A 17,045-nucleotide genomic window follows, 5' to 3' on the forward strand; every position below is an offset into this window, starting at 1 on the left:
TATGGTGAATGTCGTTGCCAGCTATGGAAGGCGATAAGGCGCAGAAAACAAATAAGGCCCCCACATCAGTGGAGGCCTTATTTATAAAGTGTGCTTAGAGAGCAGCAACCTTTTTGGCAATTGCCGACTTGCGGTTTGCAGCATTGTTCTTGTGAAGAACACCCTTGCTTACTGCCTTGTCTAGCTTCTTACCAGCGGTCTTCAAGGCTGTTTCAGCAGCTGCCTTGTCGCCAGTTGCTACTGCGGTGCGAGCTGCGCGGACAGCGGTCTTAACCTCTGACTTCACAGCCTTGTTGCGCTCAGTTGCCTTTGCGTTGGTGCCAATTCGCTTGATCTGCGACTTAATGTTTGCCACGTTAACCGTGTCTTTCACTCGATGTTTGTACGTTTGGATTGTGTCGCACCAGAGGTAGAGGGCTCTTCGCGACGAATCGTGTAGGTGGGACTACACGTAAGCCAAGAACCAACACTACCAGTAAGAATGCCAGTTGCTAAAACTGTGTCGCAGTTCGTGGGAGACTAGAGGTTCTATGTCTCCTCGCGCCACGAACCCACTGCAGCCTGCGTCAACAGAACCAGCGAAGATCCGTAACTTCTGCATCATCGCTCACATTGACCACGGTAAGTCGACCCTTGCCGACCGTATGCTCCAGATCACGGGAATTGTGGACGATCGCTCTATGCGCGCGCAGTATCTCGACCGTATGGATATTGAGCGCGAGCGCGGTATTACCATCAAGAGCCAGGCAGTACGTATGCCGTGGGAGCTCAATGGTGAAACATTCGCTTTGAACATGATTGACACTCCTGGACACGTTGACTTCACCTATGAGGTCAGCCGTTCGTTGGCTGCATGTGAAGGAGCAATCCTCCTCGTAGACGCAGCTCAGGGTATTGAAGCGCAGACTTTAGCGAATCTTTATCTTGCTATGGAGAATGACCTCACCATCATTCCTGTGCTGAATAAGATTGACCTTCCAGCTGCAGATCCCGACAAATATGCCAAAGAATTGGCTGATCTCATCGGTGGTAAACCTGAAGATGTTCTTCGAGTTTCGGGCAAGACAGGCATGGGTGTTGCAGAACTTCTTGACCTGGTTGTCGACAAGATTCCTGCCCCTGTTGGAAATGCAGATGCTCCCGCTCGCGCCATGATTTTCGACTCTGTCTATGACGCATACCGCGGTGTCATCACCTATGTCAGGGTCATTGATGGTTCCCTCAAGCCACGTCAGCGTATTCAAATGATGAGCACGAAGGCTGCTCACGAACTCATTGAAATTGGTGTGAGCTCACCTGAACCCATTCCTTCGCAAGGTTTGGGTGTTGGTGAGGTGGGTTACCTCATCACTGGTGTGAAAGATGTTCGCCAGTCCAAGGTCGGTGACACGGTTACTGACTTTGCCAAGCCGGCAACAGAAGCCCTTCCTGGCTATACAGATCCCAAAGCAATGGTCTTCTCTGGTCTTTATCCGATTGATGGTTCTGACTATCCAGTCCTTCGTGAAGCACTCGACAAGTTAAAGCTTTCTGATGCTTCGTTGAACTATGAGCCAGAGACCTCAGTTGCTCTTGGATTTGGCTTCCGCTGTGGCTTCCTGGGGCTTCTGCATCTTGAAATCATCACAGAGCGTTTAGAGCGTGAGTTCGGACTAGATCTCATAGCGACTGCTCCCTCCGTGCCCTATGAAGTCACCACTGAGGACAAGAAGACGGTTACCGTCACAAACCCAAGCGAATACCCTTCAGGCAAGATCACACGAGTATCAGAGCCTTTAGTTCGTGCAGGAATTTTGACACCCAAAGATTATGTCGGCACCATCATGGAGCTGTGTCAGAGTCGGCGTGGAAATCTACTCGGCATGGAGTACTTCGGTGAAGACCGTGTTGAGATGAAGTACGAGATTCCTTTGGGCGAGATTGTCTTTGACTTCTTTGACCACCTCAAGAGCCGCACCCAGGGTTACGCCTCTCTTGACTATGAAGAAGCTGGTGAACAAGATTCTGACCTCGTGAAGGTCGACATTCTTCTTCAAGGTGAGCAGGTAGATGCATTCAGCGCCATTGTTCACAAGGACAAGGCATACGCCTACGGTCTGATGATGACGGAACGTCTCAAGAAACTGATTCCTCGCCAACAGTTTGAGGTTCCCATTCAGGCAGCTATTGGTGCTCGCATTATTGCCCGTGAAACTATTTCGGCGATTCGTAAGGATGTTCTGGCCAAGTGCTACGGCGGTGACATCACTCGTAAGCGCAAACTTCTGGAAAAGCAGAAGGAAGGTAAAAAGCGCATGAAGATGGTCGGCCGCGTTGAAGTTCCTCAAGAGGCATTCATCGCCGCGCTTCAGGGTGATGAAGAAGTGAAGAAGAAATAAATGTCTGATTCTCAACGTCGCTCTAACTTCAGTGGCGATCGTGCTGTGAGTTATGGTTCTGTCGGTGCTACCCAAGCAGCAGATGTCTTGGTTTTCCCACCAGCTGGTTTCCGTTCATACCAGGATGAGTTCCGCATTGGCAGCGGGCAAGAGCGTTTTGATACCGCCACCGCAGCGCTGATGACCTGGGGAGTACCTCGTGGTTCACATCTCGAAGTAGTTTCAGTCAACGAAGCGCATTCGGAGGGATATAACGGTCTGATATTTAATGAATTCGGCGCTCCCATTCCACCAACTGCGGATGCCCTTGATCAACTGTTTGCGCCAGATGGCACTCCATATCTTTCAGCAGGTACAACCATCGAATTGGCCAAGTTGTGGACCCCTCAGGAGATCACCACGAGCCATCGTGTGATTTATGTCGTGCGTGAAGAGCGACGCATGGGGTACGCGTTAGGCACACTCGACCTTGCTCCTGTAATCGGAGAAGAGTTCTTTAGTGTCGAATGGCGCGAGGACGATTCGGTGTGGTGCGTTGTTCGAAGCGTTACGTCGATTGCAGAAGGTCGCAAGTACACATATCTGGCTCCTTTCATTCGCCTTCGTCAATGGCTGCAACGTCGCCAGTACGTCCGTTCACTTCTTCCTGCGCGAACCGTCTAGCTCATGGCAGGACCGCTTCCTGAAGGCAATGAGATGCCAGTTGACGGTTCACTTCCTGCTGGCGTGAACCTTGGAGCCGAAAATCGCACAATGAGTGCGTATATCCACATTCCTTTCTGTCGAGTTCGCTGTGGTTACTGTGATTTCAACACCTATACGGCCACCGAGCTACGCGGGTCTTCTCAAGCTACCTACATCGATGATTTAGCTCGAGAGATTGAGCTTTCGGGACACGTATTAGAGCGCGCAGGTGTTCCAAAGCGTCCTCTGTCCTCTGTTTTCTTCGGGGGAGGAACGCCTACTCTCTTACCAGCCCACGATCTCATTCGTGCCCTAGAGCTCGTACAAAGGCAGCACGGAATTGTTCCCGGAGCAGAAATCACTACCGAAGCTAACCCAGACACGATTACACCTGAATATGTCAATGCACTAGCTCAAGCAGGTTTCACCCGGATAAGCCTTGGTATGCAATCTGCTGTTCCTTCAGTTTTGGCCACTCTTGATCGCACCCATAACCCTGCTTCTGTAGCAACATCAGTACAGGCAGCCCATGATGCAGGACTGGAAGTCAGCATTGACTTGATTTATGGCACGCCTGGAGAGTCTGTGGAACAGTGGCGCGAATCTCTAGAAACAGCTATTTCTTTGAATACTGGCCATATCTCCGCTTACGCCCTCATCGTTGAGGAAGGCACTGCCCTTGAGCGACGTATTCGACGAGGCGAGCTCCCTGAGCCAGATGACGATCTCGAAGCCGATATGTATGAACTTGCAGAAGACTTGCTCTCAAAAGCCGGATTCAACTGGTACGAGGTGAGTAACTGGTCAAAATCAGAAGCACAAAGATCCGAACACAACCTCACCTATTGGCAGGGAAATGACTGGTGGGGGTATGGGCCAGGAGCTCATTCGCACATCGGTGGAACAAGGTTCTGGAACGTGAAACATCCAGCTGCGTACGCCCAGCGTCTTGCGGAGGGACATTCGCCTGCAGCTGGTTGGGAAACACCCGACAGCCAGTCACGAGAGCTTGAAAGCATTCTCTTGGGTAGCCGTATCCGCGAAGGAATAAGCACTGAAGGGCTTGCACCTGAAGCAGTCGCCGGACTCATTGCTGATGGTCTCATTGACGGTCCACAAGCCATACACTCAAGGCTTGTTTTGACGGTCAAAGGCCGTCTGAGAGCTGATGAAGTAGTGCGACGCCTAACCTTCTTCTAACTGGGCAATGTTGCACTGGTGGCGGTAGTATTAGCACTCAGAATGGTCGAGTGCCAGCGATGAAAGAAGGAGGATTGCATGGTTTCTCAACGCGGTCTAGAAGTCCTTCGAGCTATCGTTCAGGATTATGTTTCTTCGCGAGAACCGGTCGGTTCTAAAGCGATTGTCGATCGCCACCAATTTGGTGTTTCTGCCGCAACTATTCGCAATGACATGGCACTTCTGGAAGAAGAAGAGCTTATTGTTGCTCCACACACCTCGAGTGGTCGTGTTCCAACAGATAAGGGATACCGTCTTTTCGTTGACCATCTCGCAGAGGTCAAGCACATCAGTTCTTCGCAAAAGCAAGCAATTGATCATTTTCTTGATGAATCTGTCGACTTTGATGAACTGCTGGGGCGCACGGTTCGTTTACTTTCACAGCTGACCAATCAGGTCGCCATTGTTCAATACCCCACACTCGGTGCCACGCGCGTTCGCCACATTGAACTTGTTTCGTTAGGCAACCGACGTGCTTTGTGCATTGTGATCACTGACAATGGCCGCGTAGAACAACGACTCCTTGATTTGGACTCAGATCTGTCCGAAGAGGAATTAGCCGAACTCCGAGCCAGCATTAATGCTCAAGTCGCAGGGAAACTTCTTTCTGAACTCGCAGATTCCGTTGGCTCTTTGAGCAAAACGGTTTCTCCTCAGCTTTCTTCGGCTACAAGTCATATTGCCACTGCGCTCAGTGAGAGTATTCAAGCAAACCGTCAACAAAAGCTCGTCATGGCGGGCACAGCAAACCTTGTTCGCACTGAAGACGATTTCCACGGAAGTATCTACCCTGTTCTCGATGCAATTGAAGAACAAGTCATCCTGCTCAAGCTTCTTTCAGAAATGAAGGCAGATGCTCATGAAGTTGCCGTGAGTATTGGCCGTGAACACGGTAACTCGAGTCTCGAGCAAACAAGTTTGCTTGCAACGGGATATACCTCTGCTGGAGAGTCCGCAACCCTGGGTCTTCTTGGACCTACTCGGATGGATTATTCCAACAACATAGCTTCTATCCGGGCAGTTGCCCGGTACCTCACCCGCGTCCTGGACGCACAGTAATTTTTCGACCCAAAGGAGATGGCCTTCGTGGCTGATCATTACGACGTACTCGGTGTCTCACGTGAAGCGAGCCCTGAAGAAATCAAGAAGGCTTATCGACGCCTCGCACGAGAACTTCACCCCGATGTTAATCCTGATGCAACTGCTCAGGAAAAGTTCAAGCTAGTCACACATGCCTATGAAGTGCTGAGTGACCCAGTTCAGCGTCAGCAATACGACCTAGGCCCACAAGCTGGCTTCGGTGGTGGCGGTTTTAGCGACTTCGGAGATATTTTCTCCACCTTCTTTGGTGGTGGACAACAACGTGGTCCCCGTTCCCGTATGGAGCGCGGTCAGGACGCGTTGCTGCGTGTTGAAGTTGACCTTGCTGATGTCATCTTTGGCGTCCACAAAGACATCGATATCGATACTGCAGTCGTCTGTGAAACCTGCTCAGGATCTTGCTGTCAGCCAGGCACTTCACTTGCTACCTGCGATATCTGTGGCGGTTCCGGAACAATCCAGCGTGCTGTTCGTTCTCTTCTCGGTAACGTCATGACGTCAAACCCATGTGGGAGCTGCCGTGGATATGGAACAACTATTCCTGCGCCGTGCAGTTCATGCCAGGGACAGGGGCGTGTTCGCGCAACCCGCTCCATCCCTCTTGATATTCCTGCTGGTGTGGACACGGGTGTCCGTCTTCACATGACTCAAGCTGGTGAAGCAGGACAAGCCGGTGGCGTCAATGGTGACCTCTACTTCGAAATTAAGGTCAACAACAACGAAATCTTTAGCCGCGATAACGATGATTTGTTGTGCACTCTAGAAATTCAGATGACGGATGCCATTCTTGGGACCAAGGTCATTGTTCCTGCGCTCGATGGTGATGTATCTGTAGAGATCAAGCCAGGTACTCAAGGCTCAGAAGTTCTCACTGTCAAGGACAGAGGAATTACTCGACTGCGCGGAAATGGCCGTGGAGACCTCAAGGTGGGTATCCATATCGTTACGCCAACAAAACTCAGTGGCAAAGAAAAAGAACTGATTGAAAACTTCGCCAAGGGACGTAAACAGCCTTCTCCACAGTTGGCACACTTCCAGCAGGGTATGTTCTCCAAACTTCGAGACCGTTTCTTCAACGTATAAACATGGCTCACTTTTATCTTCTTGAATCTTTGGAATCCACTTCTGTGGGTTCTGTTGTCGTGCTCGACGGTTCAGAAGGAAGGCACGCCGCCACCGTTTCACGGGTGAGAGTGGGGGAGAGCTTTGCTTTAGGCAATGGGCGAGGATTGATGGTCACTGCTGAAGTAACTGCGACAACCAAAGACACTGTTGAGCTCCGAGTTGTATCAGTTGAGCAACATCAAGAATCATCCCCAAAGATCTATCTTGTTCAAGCTTTGGCGAAAACAGACCGTGATGAACGAGCTGTTGAGGCGGCAACGGAACTTGGTATTGATGTCGTCATCCCGTGGGCAGCAGACCGCAGCATTTCTAAATGGGAAGGTCCCAAAATTGAAAAGGGACTCTCGCGCTGGAGTGCCATAGTTCGTGAAGCGTCAAAACAATCCATCCGTGCCTTTGTTCCTCAGGTCGACCAGCACCTCAAAACTACACAGCTCATTTCTGAACTCTCGGGGGTTCACCTTCTTGTTCTTGATCCCACGGGTTCAGTACCCCTGAGCGCGGTTGTCTTAGATTCTCGTGACATTGCTCTTGTTGTGGGACCTGAAGGCGGACTTTCTGAATCTGAGCTTCTACGCTTTTCTGAATCAGGAGCGACAATCGTGTCGTTGGGGCATAACATTCTTCGCACGTCTACCGCAGGACCAGCAGCACTGGCCATTCTCAACTCCAAGCTAGGCCGTTGTTAAGCTAGTCATATGACAAACGCAGCAGAATCTATCTTCACCAAGATCATCAACAGGGATATTCCTGCAGAGATCTTGTTTGAAAACGACCGCGTTATTGCCATTAGGGATATTGCACCCCAAGCACCAGTTCATTTGCTTGTCATCCCCAAGGTCTCTGACTACTCAAACGTGACTGAGCTTGCTGCGGGAGATCCCGAATTGCTTGCAGAAATTGTGGCTACTGCGCACAACCTGGCAACCCTGCATGCGAACGGTGAATACCGTCTTGTGTTCAACACCGGTGAAACTGTAGGGCAAACCGTCTTCCACGTTCACGCCCACGTTCTATCTGGTGGTCTACTGGAGAGCTCACTTGCCTAATTCTGCGGCGAATAATGACGTCATCATTATCGACGGAATTGAAATGGTGCGTTTGCTTGGTGCCCAGGATCGTCTCTTAACCAATCTGGAACATCAGTATCCACTCGTGGACGTTCATGTTCGCGGAAATGAAATTCGTTTGCTTCCCAAAGTCGCTTCAGAAGAAGCGCAAGCGCAAGTTATCGGTGCAAAAGCATTGATGGAAGAACTACTTGCGATGGTGCGTAACGGACAGGATTTGGCTCCAGCAGATGTAGCAGAGTCCAAGCACATTCAAGATGCTCATCCTCACACCTCACCTTCTGCCGTTCTTGGAGAGGACATTCTTTCTACGCGCGGAAAGACACTCCGCCCCAAAACAGTTGGCCAACAGGAATACGTTCGTGCCATTGACGACCACACCATTACTTTCGGTATTGGACCAGCTGGTACTGGTAAAACCTATTTAGCAATGGCAAAGGCCGTTCAGGCATTGCAACGCAAAGAAGTTGAACGCATCATCCTCACGAGGCCTGCTGTCGAGGCGGGCGAACGTCTTGGCTTCTTACCTGGAACACTCACAGACAAGATTGATCCCTACTTACGGCCCCTTTTCGACGCGCTGAACGAAATGTTAGACCCAGAAGTCGTACCCAAATTGATGGCAGTAGGAACGATAGAAGTAGCTCCTTTGGCCTATATGCGTGGTCGTACCCTGAACAATTCCTTCATCATCTTGGACGAAGCTCAGAACACAACTCCAGAGCAAATGAAAATGTTCCTGACTAGATTGGGTTTTGATTCCAAGATGGTCATTACCGGTGACATAACTCAGGTCGATTTGCCCTCTACCGCAAGTGGTTTACGCCTTGTCACTGGGATCTTGGACGACATTGAAGACATCCATTTTGCTCGACTAACAAGTGCAGACGTAGTGCGTCATTCCCTAGTTGGACGCATCGTTGATGCTTACAGTGAATACGATGAAAAAACTCTGGCAGCACGTCACCGCCGTGAGAACGCCAAGGAGAATTCCCGATGAGTATTGAAGTAAATAACGAATCCACCTATGACATCGACGAAGCTGCGCTTCAGCGTCTAGCTACGTATTGCTTAGATGCCATGCGGGTTCATCCTGATGCTGAGATCGCACTGGTTCTGGTGGATGAGGCAGCCATGGAGCAACTTCACGTTCAGTGGATGGGGGAGCCTGGCCCTACTGATGTGTTGAGTTTCCCCATGGACGAACTTCGTCCTGGAAACGACGACATCATCACTCCTCCAGGAGTCTTAGGTGATGTTGTTCTGTGTCCTCAAGTGGCAGAAGTTCAAGCTGAAGGTGCTGGCCACTCCACCATGGATGAATTGCTCTATTTGACTGCTCACGGCATTCTTCACTTGTTGGGCTTTGATCATGCAGAACCTGAAGAAGAAAAAGAAATGTTCAGTCTTCAAAGAGACCTCATCGTTGGTTACACCATGAGCGAAAAGCAGCGCGATACACAGTGACCATTTTCCTCACCGTCGTCGGACTTCTCCTACTGATTAGTTTCGGTGGTCTGATGGCTGCCAGCGAGTCAGCCATGGGTGTGCTTTCCACTGACGACATACGCGACCAAGCTCAAGGCAAACGGTCACAGCGATCACTTATTGCCCTCGCTAATGATTTGGGACCGCACCGAACAGTTACCACCTTTGTCCGAATTCTTGCGGAAACAGCAGCTGCAGTTCTTGTGACTTTGCAACTTGTTACTGCGGGACTGCCTTACTGGGCCGCCCTTCTGCTCGCAATATTCATCATGTCCGTGGCGAGCTTTGTTCTTGCTGGCTCAAGTCCTCGCTCTGTGGGTCGCGCGCACCCGGAAGCAGTCTTGAACATCTCTGCACCGCTCATCCACTTATTCCGTGTCATCCTTGGCCCTTTGGCAAACTTTCTTGTCACCATGGGCGACAAAGTCACCCCAGGTCGTCCGGGTAACACCTCGTTTGCTTCAGAAGATCAACTGCTGAGTATGGTGGACGAAGCTGTGAAGCATGACGTCATTGAGAGCGAAGAGCGAGAACTGATTCACTCCATTTTTGAATGGGGAGAGACGATCGCACGTGAAGTTATGGTTCCCCGAACAGACATGGTGACCGTTGATGCGGATGCGTCACTTGATGTTGCTACCAAAATCTTCCTGGATTCTGGCTATTCCCGTATACCCGTCATCGCTGATGACGTCGATGAAATCGTGGGCGTGCTCAATCTCCGTGATGTGTCGAGAAAGTCTTTTGAAAACCCTGCTGAGTTTTCAACTCTGTCTGCTCAAGATCTTGCTCGACCAGCCATGTTCGTTCCGGAGTCGAAGAAAGCTGATGACACTCTGAAACAAATGCAGGCACAACATACGCATCTAGCCCTTGTTGTTGACGAACACGGTGGTATTGCGGGGCTCGTCACTCTGGAAGATCTCATTGAAGAACTTGTTGGAGATATTGCTGACGAACATGATCGTGGTGCGCCAGAAGTAGAAATGCTGAGTGACCAGCGATATCGCGTCGCCACTCGTTTGCCTCTGGATGAACTCGGCGAACTATTTGGCCTTGAACTCGATGATGAAGATGTTGATTCGGTTGGCGGATTATTAGCTAAAGAACTTGGTCGATTGCCCGAAGTGGGGGACAAAGTGACAGTCAGTGGCTTGATTATCGAAGCTGACCGAAGCGGGTCCCATCGGAAACGTGTCACTCGTGCAATTGTGGAAGCAGATCAAGACTTGATTGATGCTCGTCAGGCTTTTACGGAAGAGGAAAACTAATGGCCCGTCCGTCTAAAGCTGAAAAGCGTGGAGATTCGCCTGAGAATCAGCCGCGTTCAGGATTTGTTTCTCTCGTTGGTCGCCCTAACGTTGGCAAGTCCACACTCACCAATGCCTTGGTAGGTGAGAAGGTTGCCATTACCTCCTCGAAGCCACAAACCACTCGTCATGCGATTCGAGGAATCACTAATCGTCCAACTGGTCAATTGATATTGGTGGACACCCCGGGAATTCACCGACCTCGAACGCTGTTGGGCGAACGCTTAAACGCTCTCGTGTCAGCCACATTGGGCGATGTCGATGTAATTGGGATGTGCTTTCCCGCTGATGAACCGGTCGGTCCGGGTGATCGATTTATCAACGAGCAATTAGATAAATATCCTCGTGCTGTGAAGGTAGCTGTCATCACCAAGACAGATGTTTCCTCGAAGAAAGCGATTGCCACTAGGCTCCTGGAAGTCCAAGAACTTCGTGACTGGGCAACAATCATCCCAGTTTCGGCTGTGGGAGATGATCAAATTGATCTTTTGGCTGACGAACTGATCAAGCTCCTTCCCGAAGGTGTAGCTCTTTATCCTCTTGAGCAAAATACAGATGAAGACCTTGAGAAACGTATCTCTGAACTCATTCGTGAAACCATCCTTGAAGGCGTCCACGAGGAACTTCCTCACTCTCTCGCTGTCACACTCGATGACATGATTCAGCGCGAAGACAAAGAACTTCTTGAAATTTATGCCAACGTCTTTGTCGAGCGTGATAGCCAAAAGGGAATCATTATCGGAAATGGCGGCGAGCGTCTCAAGGACATTGGTCAACGCTCTCGTGCAGCAATCGAACCGCTTGTTGGACAAAAGGTGTTCTTGAGCCTTCGTGTGAAGGTTGCAAAAGACTGGCAACGAGACCCCAAACTGCTTCAGCGATTGGGCTTCTAGTAGCTCAGTGCTAGCCTAGAAATATGTCCTTTGGTCTGCTTCTTCTTAGCTGCCGCGACGAGTCCACTAAATAGGCCTCACTCGTCGCGGAGACGCCCGTTGGCTGACCACCACCCGCGAGGAGAAAAAGCATGAAGAACAATCAAGCCCCCAGCACAATGCCAGTGCACAAGTATCGTCCGTATCACGAGAGCCTCGGCATTGACCTGACAGACCGCACATGGCCAGGCAAGCGCATTGAGAAAGCTCCCGTTTGGTGCGCCGTAGACCTACGTGATGGAAACCAGGCTCTCATTGATCCCATGAGCCCAGAGCGTAAGCGCATTATGTTCGACCTTCTGGTCAAGATGGGCTACAAGGAAATTGAAGTAGGTTTCCCTTCTGCTAGCCAGACTGACTTCGATTTTGTTCGCTCTCTTATCGAAGAAAAAGCGATTCCTGACGATGTCACCATCCAGGTACTGACTCAAGCGCGCGATCACCTCATTGAGCGCACATATGAAGCTATTGCTGGTGCCAAGCAAGCAATTGTTCACTTCTATAACTCCACCAGCATCTTGCAGCGTGAAGTTGTCTTCCGCGAAGACCGTCAGGGCATCATGGATATTGCACTCCATGGAGCTCGTTACTGTCGCGAAATGGAAAAGACCATTCCGCAAACTCAGGTCTACTACGAGTACTCTCCTGAGAGTTTCACAGGAACCGAACTCGAATACGCCGTTGAAGTGTGTAATGCCGTTCTTGAGATTCTTGAACCTACGCCCGAACGTAAGGTCATCATCAACCTGCCTGCAACGGTAGAGATGGCTTCACCCAACGTGTATGCAGACTCCATCGAATGGATGGGGCGTCATCTTGCACATCGTGAAAACGTCCTCATTTCATTGCACCCTCACAACGACCGAGGAACTGCAGTAGCTGCTGCTGAACTTGGCTATATGGCAGGTGCAGACCGTATTGAAGGCTGCCTCTTCGGCAACGGAGAACGCACGGGAAACGTTGACCTTGTTGCGCTGGGTATCAACATGTTTACCCAGGGAATCGACCCTCAAATTGATTTCAGTAATCTCGATGAGGTCAAGCGCACTGCGGAATACTGCAACCAGCTCAAAGTACATGAGCGAAGCCCGTGGGCAGGTGACCTGGTTTACACCGCGTTCTCCGGTTCACACCAAGATGCGATTAAAAAGGGTTTTGAGCGCATGGCAGCTGATGCTCAAGCTCAAGGCACACACGTTGACAATCTGGTTTGGGCTGTTCCCTATCTTCCCGTTGACCCCAAAGACCTTGGGCGCAGCTATGAAGCCGTTATTCGTGTTAATTCACAGTCCGGTAAGGGCGGCGTCGCTTACCTGCTGAAGAAGGACCACAACCTCGAGCTTCCTCGTCGTCTCCAAATTGAATTCTCCGGCGTTGTTCAGCACAAGACCGACGCTGAAGGCGGCGAGGTTTCCAGTGATGATCTCTGGGAGATCTTCCAGGATGAATATCTGCCTGCAAAGGATGTTGCCAACAAGTGGGGTCGATTCGAACTCACAGGTAGCCGCACGGAAAGTGACTTTAACGGCACTCTCAAGCTTTCTGTCGATCTCCGTGATGGTGAAACCGTCTCTCGTCAAGACACTGTGGGTAACGGCCCAATTGACGCTTTCTTAAAGTTGATGGCGGCTCAAGGTATTGAGGTGGAGCTCTTTGACTACGTCGAACACACTCTTGCTGCTGGTGGAGATGCCATGGCTGCCGCATATGTTGAGCTCAACGTCAACGGAACGCGACTCTGGGGTGTAGGAATTGACTCGGACATTTCTACTGCTTCCTTGAAAGCGGTCGTGTCCGCAATTAATCGCGCAGTTCGCTAACTACTTTCCGTCGAGAATGGCATCTTCGATGTCTTCCTCTGTGGGCCTTGCCTTGCGTTTCGATGCAGCGGCGGCAAGCTTGGCTTGGCCTGCCTCGGTTTCAGAGTTTCGAATTCGAAGTTCATTTCGAACAGCCCATGCCAGGCCAATGAAGGCCAAAATTCCGAACATGATCCATTGGAATGCATAGCTGAGATGCGCGCCTTCGTCGACTGACGGCTTGAGAGCCGTCAGGGGAGCTTTGTCGATAGGTGCTGGAGTTTCTGTCGCGAGTAAACCATAAGCACCCGTGTAGGTAGGGGAGCCTAAGACTTCTTCAATGAGAGGAAGCTCAATCGTCGCTACTTGTCCTTCAGACATTCCACGGCCAGGAATGCTGGGCTCGCTCGCCTTGAGACGTGCAATAACGGTTACTTCCCCAGTAGGTGGTGCAGGCAATACGTAAGAATCTTCAGGATTTACATTGGCTGGAAGCCAGCCGCGGTCGATGATAAAGATGTTGCCGTCATCGGTGAGTAATGGAGTGAGCACTTCCACTCCGGCTACTTGTTCACGAGGGCGACTGCGGACGATGAGTTGTTCGTCAGCTAAGTACGTACCCGTCACTTCTACTGGAATCCACTTATCGTTCTCATCAAATGAGCCGAGTTGAGGGAGTGCTTGTTCTAAGGGAACGGCAGACGAGTTGTAGTTGGCAAGTACGCGATCAATTTCCTGGCGTGCTTCATCTCTCCGGGCAAACTGCCATGTGGACAGAGCAACACAGGCCCCAGCAAAGATAGCGGTGAGCAGCAAATAGCTCAACCAACGCTTTGTGAACGCAATGCGATACCAGGGAACGTGTTCAGCGTTGTTGTGAGGTTCAGGGGTCAACGCGGAGTCTCTTGATACAAAACGATGGTGGCAGGACGCTCGACTGTTCCCTGCTTAGGAGCCATTTTTACGTTGGCGACAATCATGGCGAAGTAGGGCAAGACAATGGCGCCAGTCGCACAAATAACGAGCCACCAACCAGAGACAAACAGCATGGCAATGATGCACGCCATGCGAATACCCATAGCAATGGAGTATTTGATCATGCGGATACGCCGCTCATCAATTGGTGCGAGCGGAAGCGATGTTGCTGACTGAAGTTGTTTCTTCATTGTCGGCGTTGTCCCAACGGTTGATGTCGTGTTACTAGCCTACGGCTAAGCTAGCTTTCATTGCATCCGACTGGAGGAATTGTGACCGTTCGTACCGTGCTTATCACTGGTGGAAACCGTGGCATTGGTTATGCCCTTGCAGAAGAGTTCATTGCACAGGGCCACCGTGTGGCCGTGACAGCTCGTTCTGGAGAAGGCCCAGCAGGATCTCTCACTGTTCGAGCTGACGTAACAGACGGTGCTTCCCTAGATGCTGCGTATGCAGAAGTTGAGTCACAACTCGGCCCCGTTGAAGTTCTCGTTGCCAATGCAGGCATTACCAAGGACACTCTCGTGATGCGGATGACAGATGAAGAGTTTGATTCTGTTGTTGACACGAATCTTGGCGGAACATTCAAAGTAGTCAAGCGTGCAGTCAAGGGAATGCTGAAAGCTCGCTTCGGACGTATTGTGTTGATTTCTTCAGTTGTCGGCCTTTATGGTTCTGCAGGCCAAGTGAATTACTCTTCTTCAAAGAGTGCCCTTGTGGGAATGGCTCGTTCTCTCACACGTGAACTAGGTGCCCGTGGAATCACAGCGAACGTTGTCGCACCAGGTTTCATCGAAACCGATATGACAGCTGCTCTTCCAGAAGATCAGCAGGAGCAATACCGCAAAAACATTCCTGCAGGTCGATTCGCCCAGCCTTCCGAGGTTGCGAAAGTTTGTGCGTGGCTTGCTTCAGATGATGCTGGATATATTTCCGGTGCTGTTATCCCAGTTGATGGCGGATTGGGCATGGGGCATTAGAGCCCAAACAGCTCCAACGCTTTACTCAGATCCCTCTCATTGAGGGCGATATCTGCTTGTTCTTGAACAATCGGTTTTGCGCAGAATGCGATACCTAAACCAGCAACGCCCATCATGGTGAGATCATTTGCTCCATCTCCAATTGCCACTGTGTGTGACAGGGGAGTGTTAGTGAGGTTTGCCCATTCGATCAAAGTATCTGCTTTGGTTTGGGCATCAACGATGGCACCAAGCACTTTTCCTGTCAGTTGACCGTCTCGAATTTCAAGTCGGTTTGCCTTCCAGAAATCCAAACCCAAAGACTCAGCAAGCGGGTCGAGGAGTTCATGAAAACCACCGCTTACAACTCCCACATGGCCGCCATGTGCTTTGACGGTTGAAATCAACTCTGCTGCCCCAGCAGTAACGGTGATTTGTGAGCGAACTGTATCGAACACGCTCTCAGGCAGACCTGCAAGAGTCGCTACCCGTTCCTTGAGACTTTCGGCGAAGTCAAGTTCACCGCGCATGGCTCGTTCGGTAACTGCGGCAACTAACTCGAGAGAGCCTGCTTGTGCCGCAATAAGTTCTATTGCTTCGTTTTCAATCAGGGTTGAGTCAACGTCGAGTACTACGAGAAAGCGCTTCGAATCCGTATTGGCACTGTCATTACGGATTTCGGTCATGGCGCTACTCGTACTCCCTTACCCACAACAGTGATACCTGATTCAGTCACGGTAAATCCACGTGCGCGGTCTCGATCATGATCAACACCAATTTTGGCGCCATCTTCGACTACTACTTCTTTATCCAGAATAGCCCGGCGAATTTCGACATCAGCGCCAACCGTGACGTGATCAAAAACGATGGAATCGTGAACACTTGCTCCAGAATTCACTTCACACCAGGGGCCAAGAACACTTCGTTCAATATGGGCTCCGGATAGTAGGGAACCTAGAGAAACAACGGAATCAATAGTGGCTCCCACGCGGCCGCGGGCATCCCGAACGAACTTTGCCGGTGGTGAGTTGACCTGCATGGAATAGATAGGCCAGTCGGTGTTGTAGAGGTTGAAGACAGGCAGAGTGGAAATCAGATCCATGTGAGCATCAAAGAAGCTGTCAATACTTCCGACGTCTCTCCAGTAATACTTATCGCGGTCTGTCGAGCCAGGAACATCATTGCGATTGAAGTCATAAACTCCTGCTTCGTCTTTGGCAACGAAGTAAGGAATGATGTCACCGCCCATATCGTGGCTTGAATCAGCTAATTCGCCATCAGCCTCAACGGCAGCAATGAGGGCGTCAGCGTCAAAGACATAGTTACCCATTGAAACCAAGACTTCATCTGGAGTATCAGGCAATCCAACAGCATCCGTTGGCTTTTCGCGGAAGCGGCCAATCTTTGTGACATCTTTGCTGTCGACTTCGATAACGCCGAATTGATCTGCCAGGCGAATGGGTTGGCGGATTGCTGCAACCGTCGCTTTTTTGCCGGATTCAATGTGAGCCTGAATCATCTGGTCAAAGTCCATACGGTAAACGTGATCGGCACCCACCACAACGACGATGTCGGGCTTCTCGTCACGAATGAGGTTCAAGCTTTGAAGGATGGCATCGGCACTGCCGGAGAACCAACGCTTGCCAAGTCTTTGTTGAGCAGGAACAGATGCGACATAGGAGCCTAAAAGGCCAGACATACGCCATGTTTGCGATACGTGACGGTCGAGTGAGTGAGATTTGTACTGAGTGAGGACAACAATCTGACGGAGGCCAGAGTTGATCAAGTTCGATATAGCGAAGTCAACCAAACGGTACTGGCCACCAAAGGGCACAGCAGGTTTTGCGCGGTCTTCTGTCAGGGGCATGAGGCGTTTGCCCTCGCCACCAGCGAGAACAATTCCGAAAACCTTCTTTGGCATGTCTCAACAGTAGGACACTCATGTAACAGATATGCAACGTAATGCAAAAGATTACGTGTGGGCA

At 50.7% G+C, this 17,045-nt stretch carries 17 protein-coding genes and 1 pseudogene; 13 read left to right on the plus strand and 5 right to left on the minus strand.

From position 1 onward, the window contains the following. Positions 1-94 precede the first annotated feature (94 nt). Positions 95-355: a 30S ribosomal protein S20 gene (gene rpsT, locus Q0362_RS08025; RefSeq protein WP_298122365.1), complete on the minus strand. Its 261-nt coding sequence runs from the start codon at positions 353-355 to the stop codon at positions 95-97. A gap of 175 nt (positions 356-530) precedes the next feature. Between rpsT and lepA the strand changes: the two genes are divergently transcribed. From lepA to leuA, 12 genes and pseudogenes are all read left to right on the plus strand, one after another. After that, entirely contained in the window at positions 531-2,378 is a 1,848-nt protein-coding gene (gene lepA, locus Q0362_RS08030; RefSeq protein WP_298122367.1) for a translation elongation factor 4, read from the plus strand. After that, positions 2,379-3,041 (plus strand): DUF1990 family protein, encoded by a 663-nt coding sequence (locus tag Q0362_RS08035; protein ID WP_298122368.1) that lies wholly within the window; start codon positions 2,379-2,381, stop codon positions 3,039-3,041. A 3-nt stretch (positions 3,042-3,044) separates the two neighbouring features. Continuing rightward, a complete protein-coding gene (hemW, locus tag Q0362_RS08040) occupies positions 3,045-4,262 on the plus strand; it encodes a radical SAM family heme chaperone HemW (protein WP_298122369.1) in 1,218 nt (405 codons plus the stop codon). Between the two features lie 78 nt (positions 4,263-4,340). Beyond that, complete coding sequence (hrcA, locus tag Q0362_RS08045) at positions 4,341-5,360, plus strand: heat-inducible transcriptional repressor HrcA (RefSeq protein ID WP_298122370.1); 1,020 nt, start codon at positions 4,341-4,343, stop codon at positions 5,358-5,360. An 18-nt stretch (positions 5,361-5,378) separates the two neighbouring features. After that, a pseudogene (gene dnaJ, locus Q0362_RS08050) lies at positions 5,379-6,458 on the plus strand (molecular chaperone DnaJ); the annotation flags it as partial. Between the two features lie 29 nt (positions 6,459-6,487). Beyond that, positions 6,488-7,216 carry a 16S rRNA (uracil(1498)-N(3))-methyltransferase gene (locus Q0362_RS08055; protein WP_298122373.1) on the plus strand — a complete coding sequence of 243 codons (729 nt, stop codon included), beginning with the start codon at positions 6,488-6,490 and terminating at the stop codon, positions 7,214-7,216. A 9-nt stretch (positions 7,217-7,225) separates the two neighbouring features. After that, complete coding sequence (locus tag Q0362_RS08060; protein WP_298122375.1) at positions 7,226-7,576, plus strand: histidine triad nucleotide-binding protein; 351 nt, start codon at positions 7,226-7,228, stop codon at positions 7,574-7,576. 43 nt (positions 7,577-7,619) lie between these two features. Continuing rightward, entirely contained in the window at positions 7,620-8,597 is a 978-nt protein-coding gene (locus tag Q0362_RS08065) for a PhoH family protein (protein ID WP_298122447.1), read from the plus strand. Then, positions 8,594-9,064 (plus strand): rRNA maturation RNase YbeY, encoded by a 471-nt coding sequence (gene ybeY, locus Q0362_RS08070; RefSeq protein ID WP_298122377.1) that lies wholly within the window; start codon positions 8,594-8,596, stop codon positions 9,062-9,064. Before Q0362_RS08065 ends, ybeY begins: the two co-directional genes overlap by 4 nt. Further along, entirely contained in the window at positions 9,061-10,356 is a 1,296-nt protein-coding gene (locus Q0362_RS08075) for a hemolysin family protein (protein ID WP_298122380.1), read from the plus strand. Before ybeY ends, Q0362_RS08075 begins: the two co-directional genes overlap by 4 nt. Beyond that, entirely contained in the window at positions 10,356-11,288 is a 933-nt protein-coding gene (era, locus tag Q0362_RS08080) for a GTPase Era (RefSeq protein WP_298122381.1), read from the plus strand. Before Q0362_RS08075 ends, era begins: the two co-directional genes overlap by 1 nt. A 131-nt stretch (positions 11,289-11,419) precedes the next feature. Next, complete coding sequence (leuA, locus tag Q0362_RS08085) at positions 11,420-13,147, plus strand: 2-isopropylmalate synthase (protein ID WP_298122382.1); 1,728 nt, start codon at positions 11,420-11,422, stop codon at positions 13,145-13,147. Here the strand turns inward: leuA and Q0362_RS08090 are convergent, their stop codons facing one another. Then, complete coding sequence (locus Q0362_RS08090; protein WP_298122383.1) at positions 13,148-14,020, minus strand: SURF1 family protein; 873 nt, start codon at positions 14,018-14,020, stop codon at positions 13,148-13,150. It abuts the gene before it with no gap. Continuing rightward, positions 14,017-14,292, minus strand: a complete 276-nt coding sequence (locus tag Q0362_RS08095; protein ID WP_298122385.1) for a DUF3099 domain-containing protein — start codon at positions 14,290-14,292, stop codon at positions 14,017-14,019. Before Q0362_RS08095 ends, Q0362_RS08090 begins: the two co-directional genes overlap by 4 nt. Before the next feature lie 78 nt (positions 14,293-14,370). On the opposite strand from Q0362_RS08095, the gene fabG reads away from it, so the two are divergent. Then, positions 14,371-15,081: a 3-oxoacyl-ACP reductase FabG gene (fabG, locus tag Q0362_RS08100; protein ID WP_298122449.1), complete on the plus strand. Its 711-nt coding sequence runs from the start codon at positions 14,371-14,373 to the stop codon at positions 15,079-15,081. On the opposite strand, the gene serB is transcribed toward fabG, so the two are convergent. Together serB and glgC are read right to left on the minus strand one after the other, a co-directional pair. Beyond that, entirely contained in the window at positions 15,078-15,746 is a 669-nt protein-coding gene (gene serB / locus Q0362_RS08105) for a phosphoserine phosphatase SerB (protein WP_298122386.1), read from the minus strand. The genes fabG and serB overlap by 4 nt on opposite strands. Beyond that, complete coding sequence (gene glgC / locus Q0362_RS08110; RefSeq protein WP_298122389.1) at positions 15,743-16,981, minus strand: glucose-1-phosphate adenylyltransferase; 1,239 nt, start codon at positions 16,979-16,981, stop codon at positions 15,743-15,745. The genes serB and glgC overlap by 4 nt, the downstream gene beginning before the upstream one ends. Between the last annotated feature and the right edge of the window lie 64 nt (positions 16,982-17,045).

This window comes from uncultured Aurantimicrobium sp. (assembly GCF_936931525.1).
In the GTDB taxonomy this organism is placed as follows: domain Bacteria; phylum Actinomycetota; class Actinomycetes; order Actinomycetales; family Microbacteriaceae; genus Aurantimicrobium.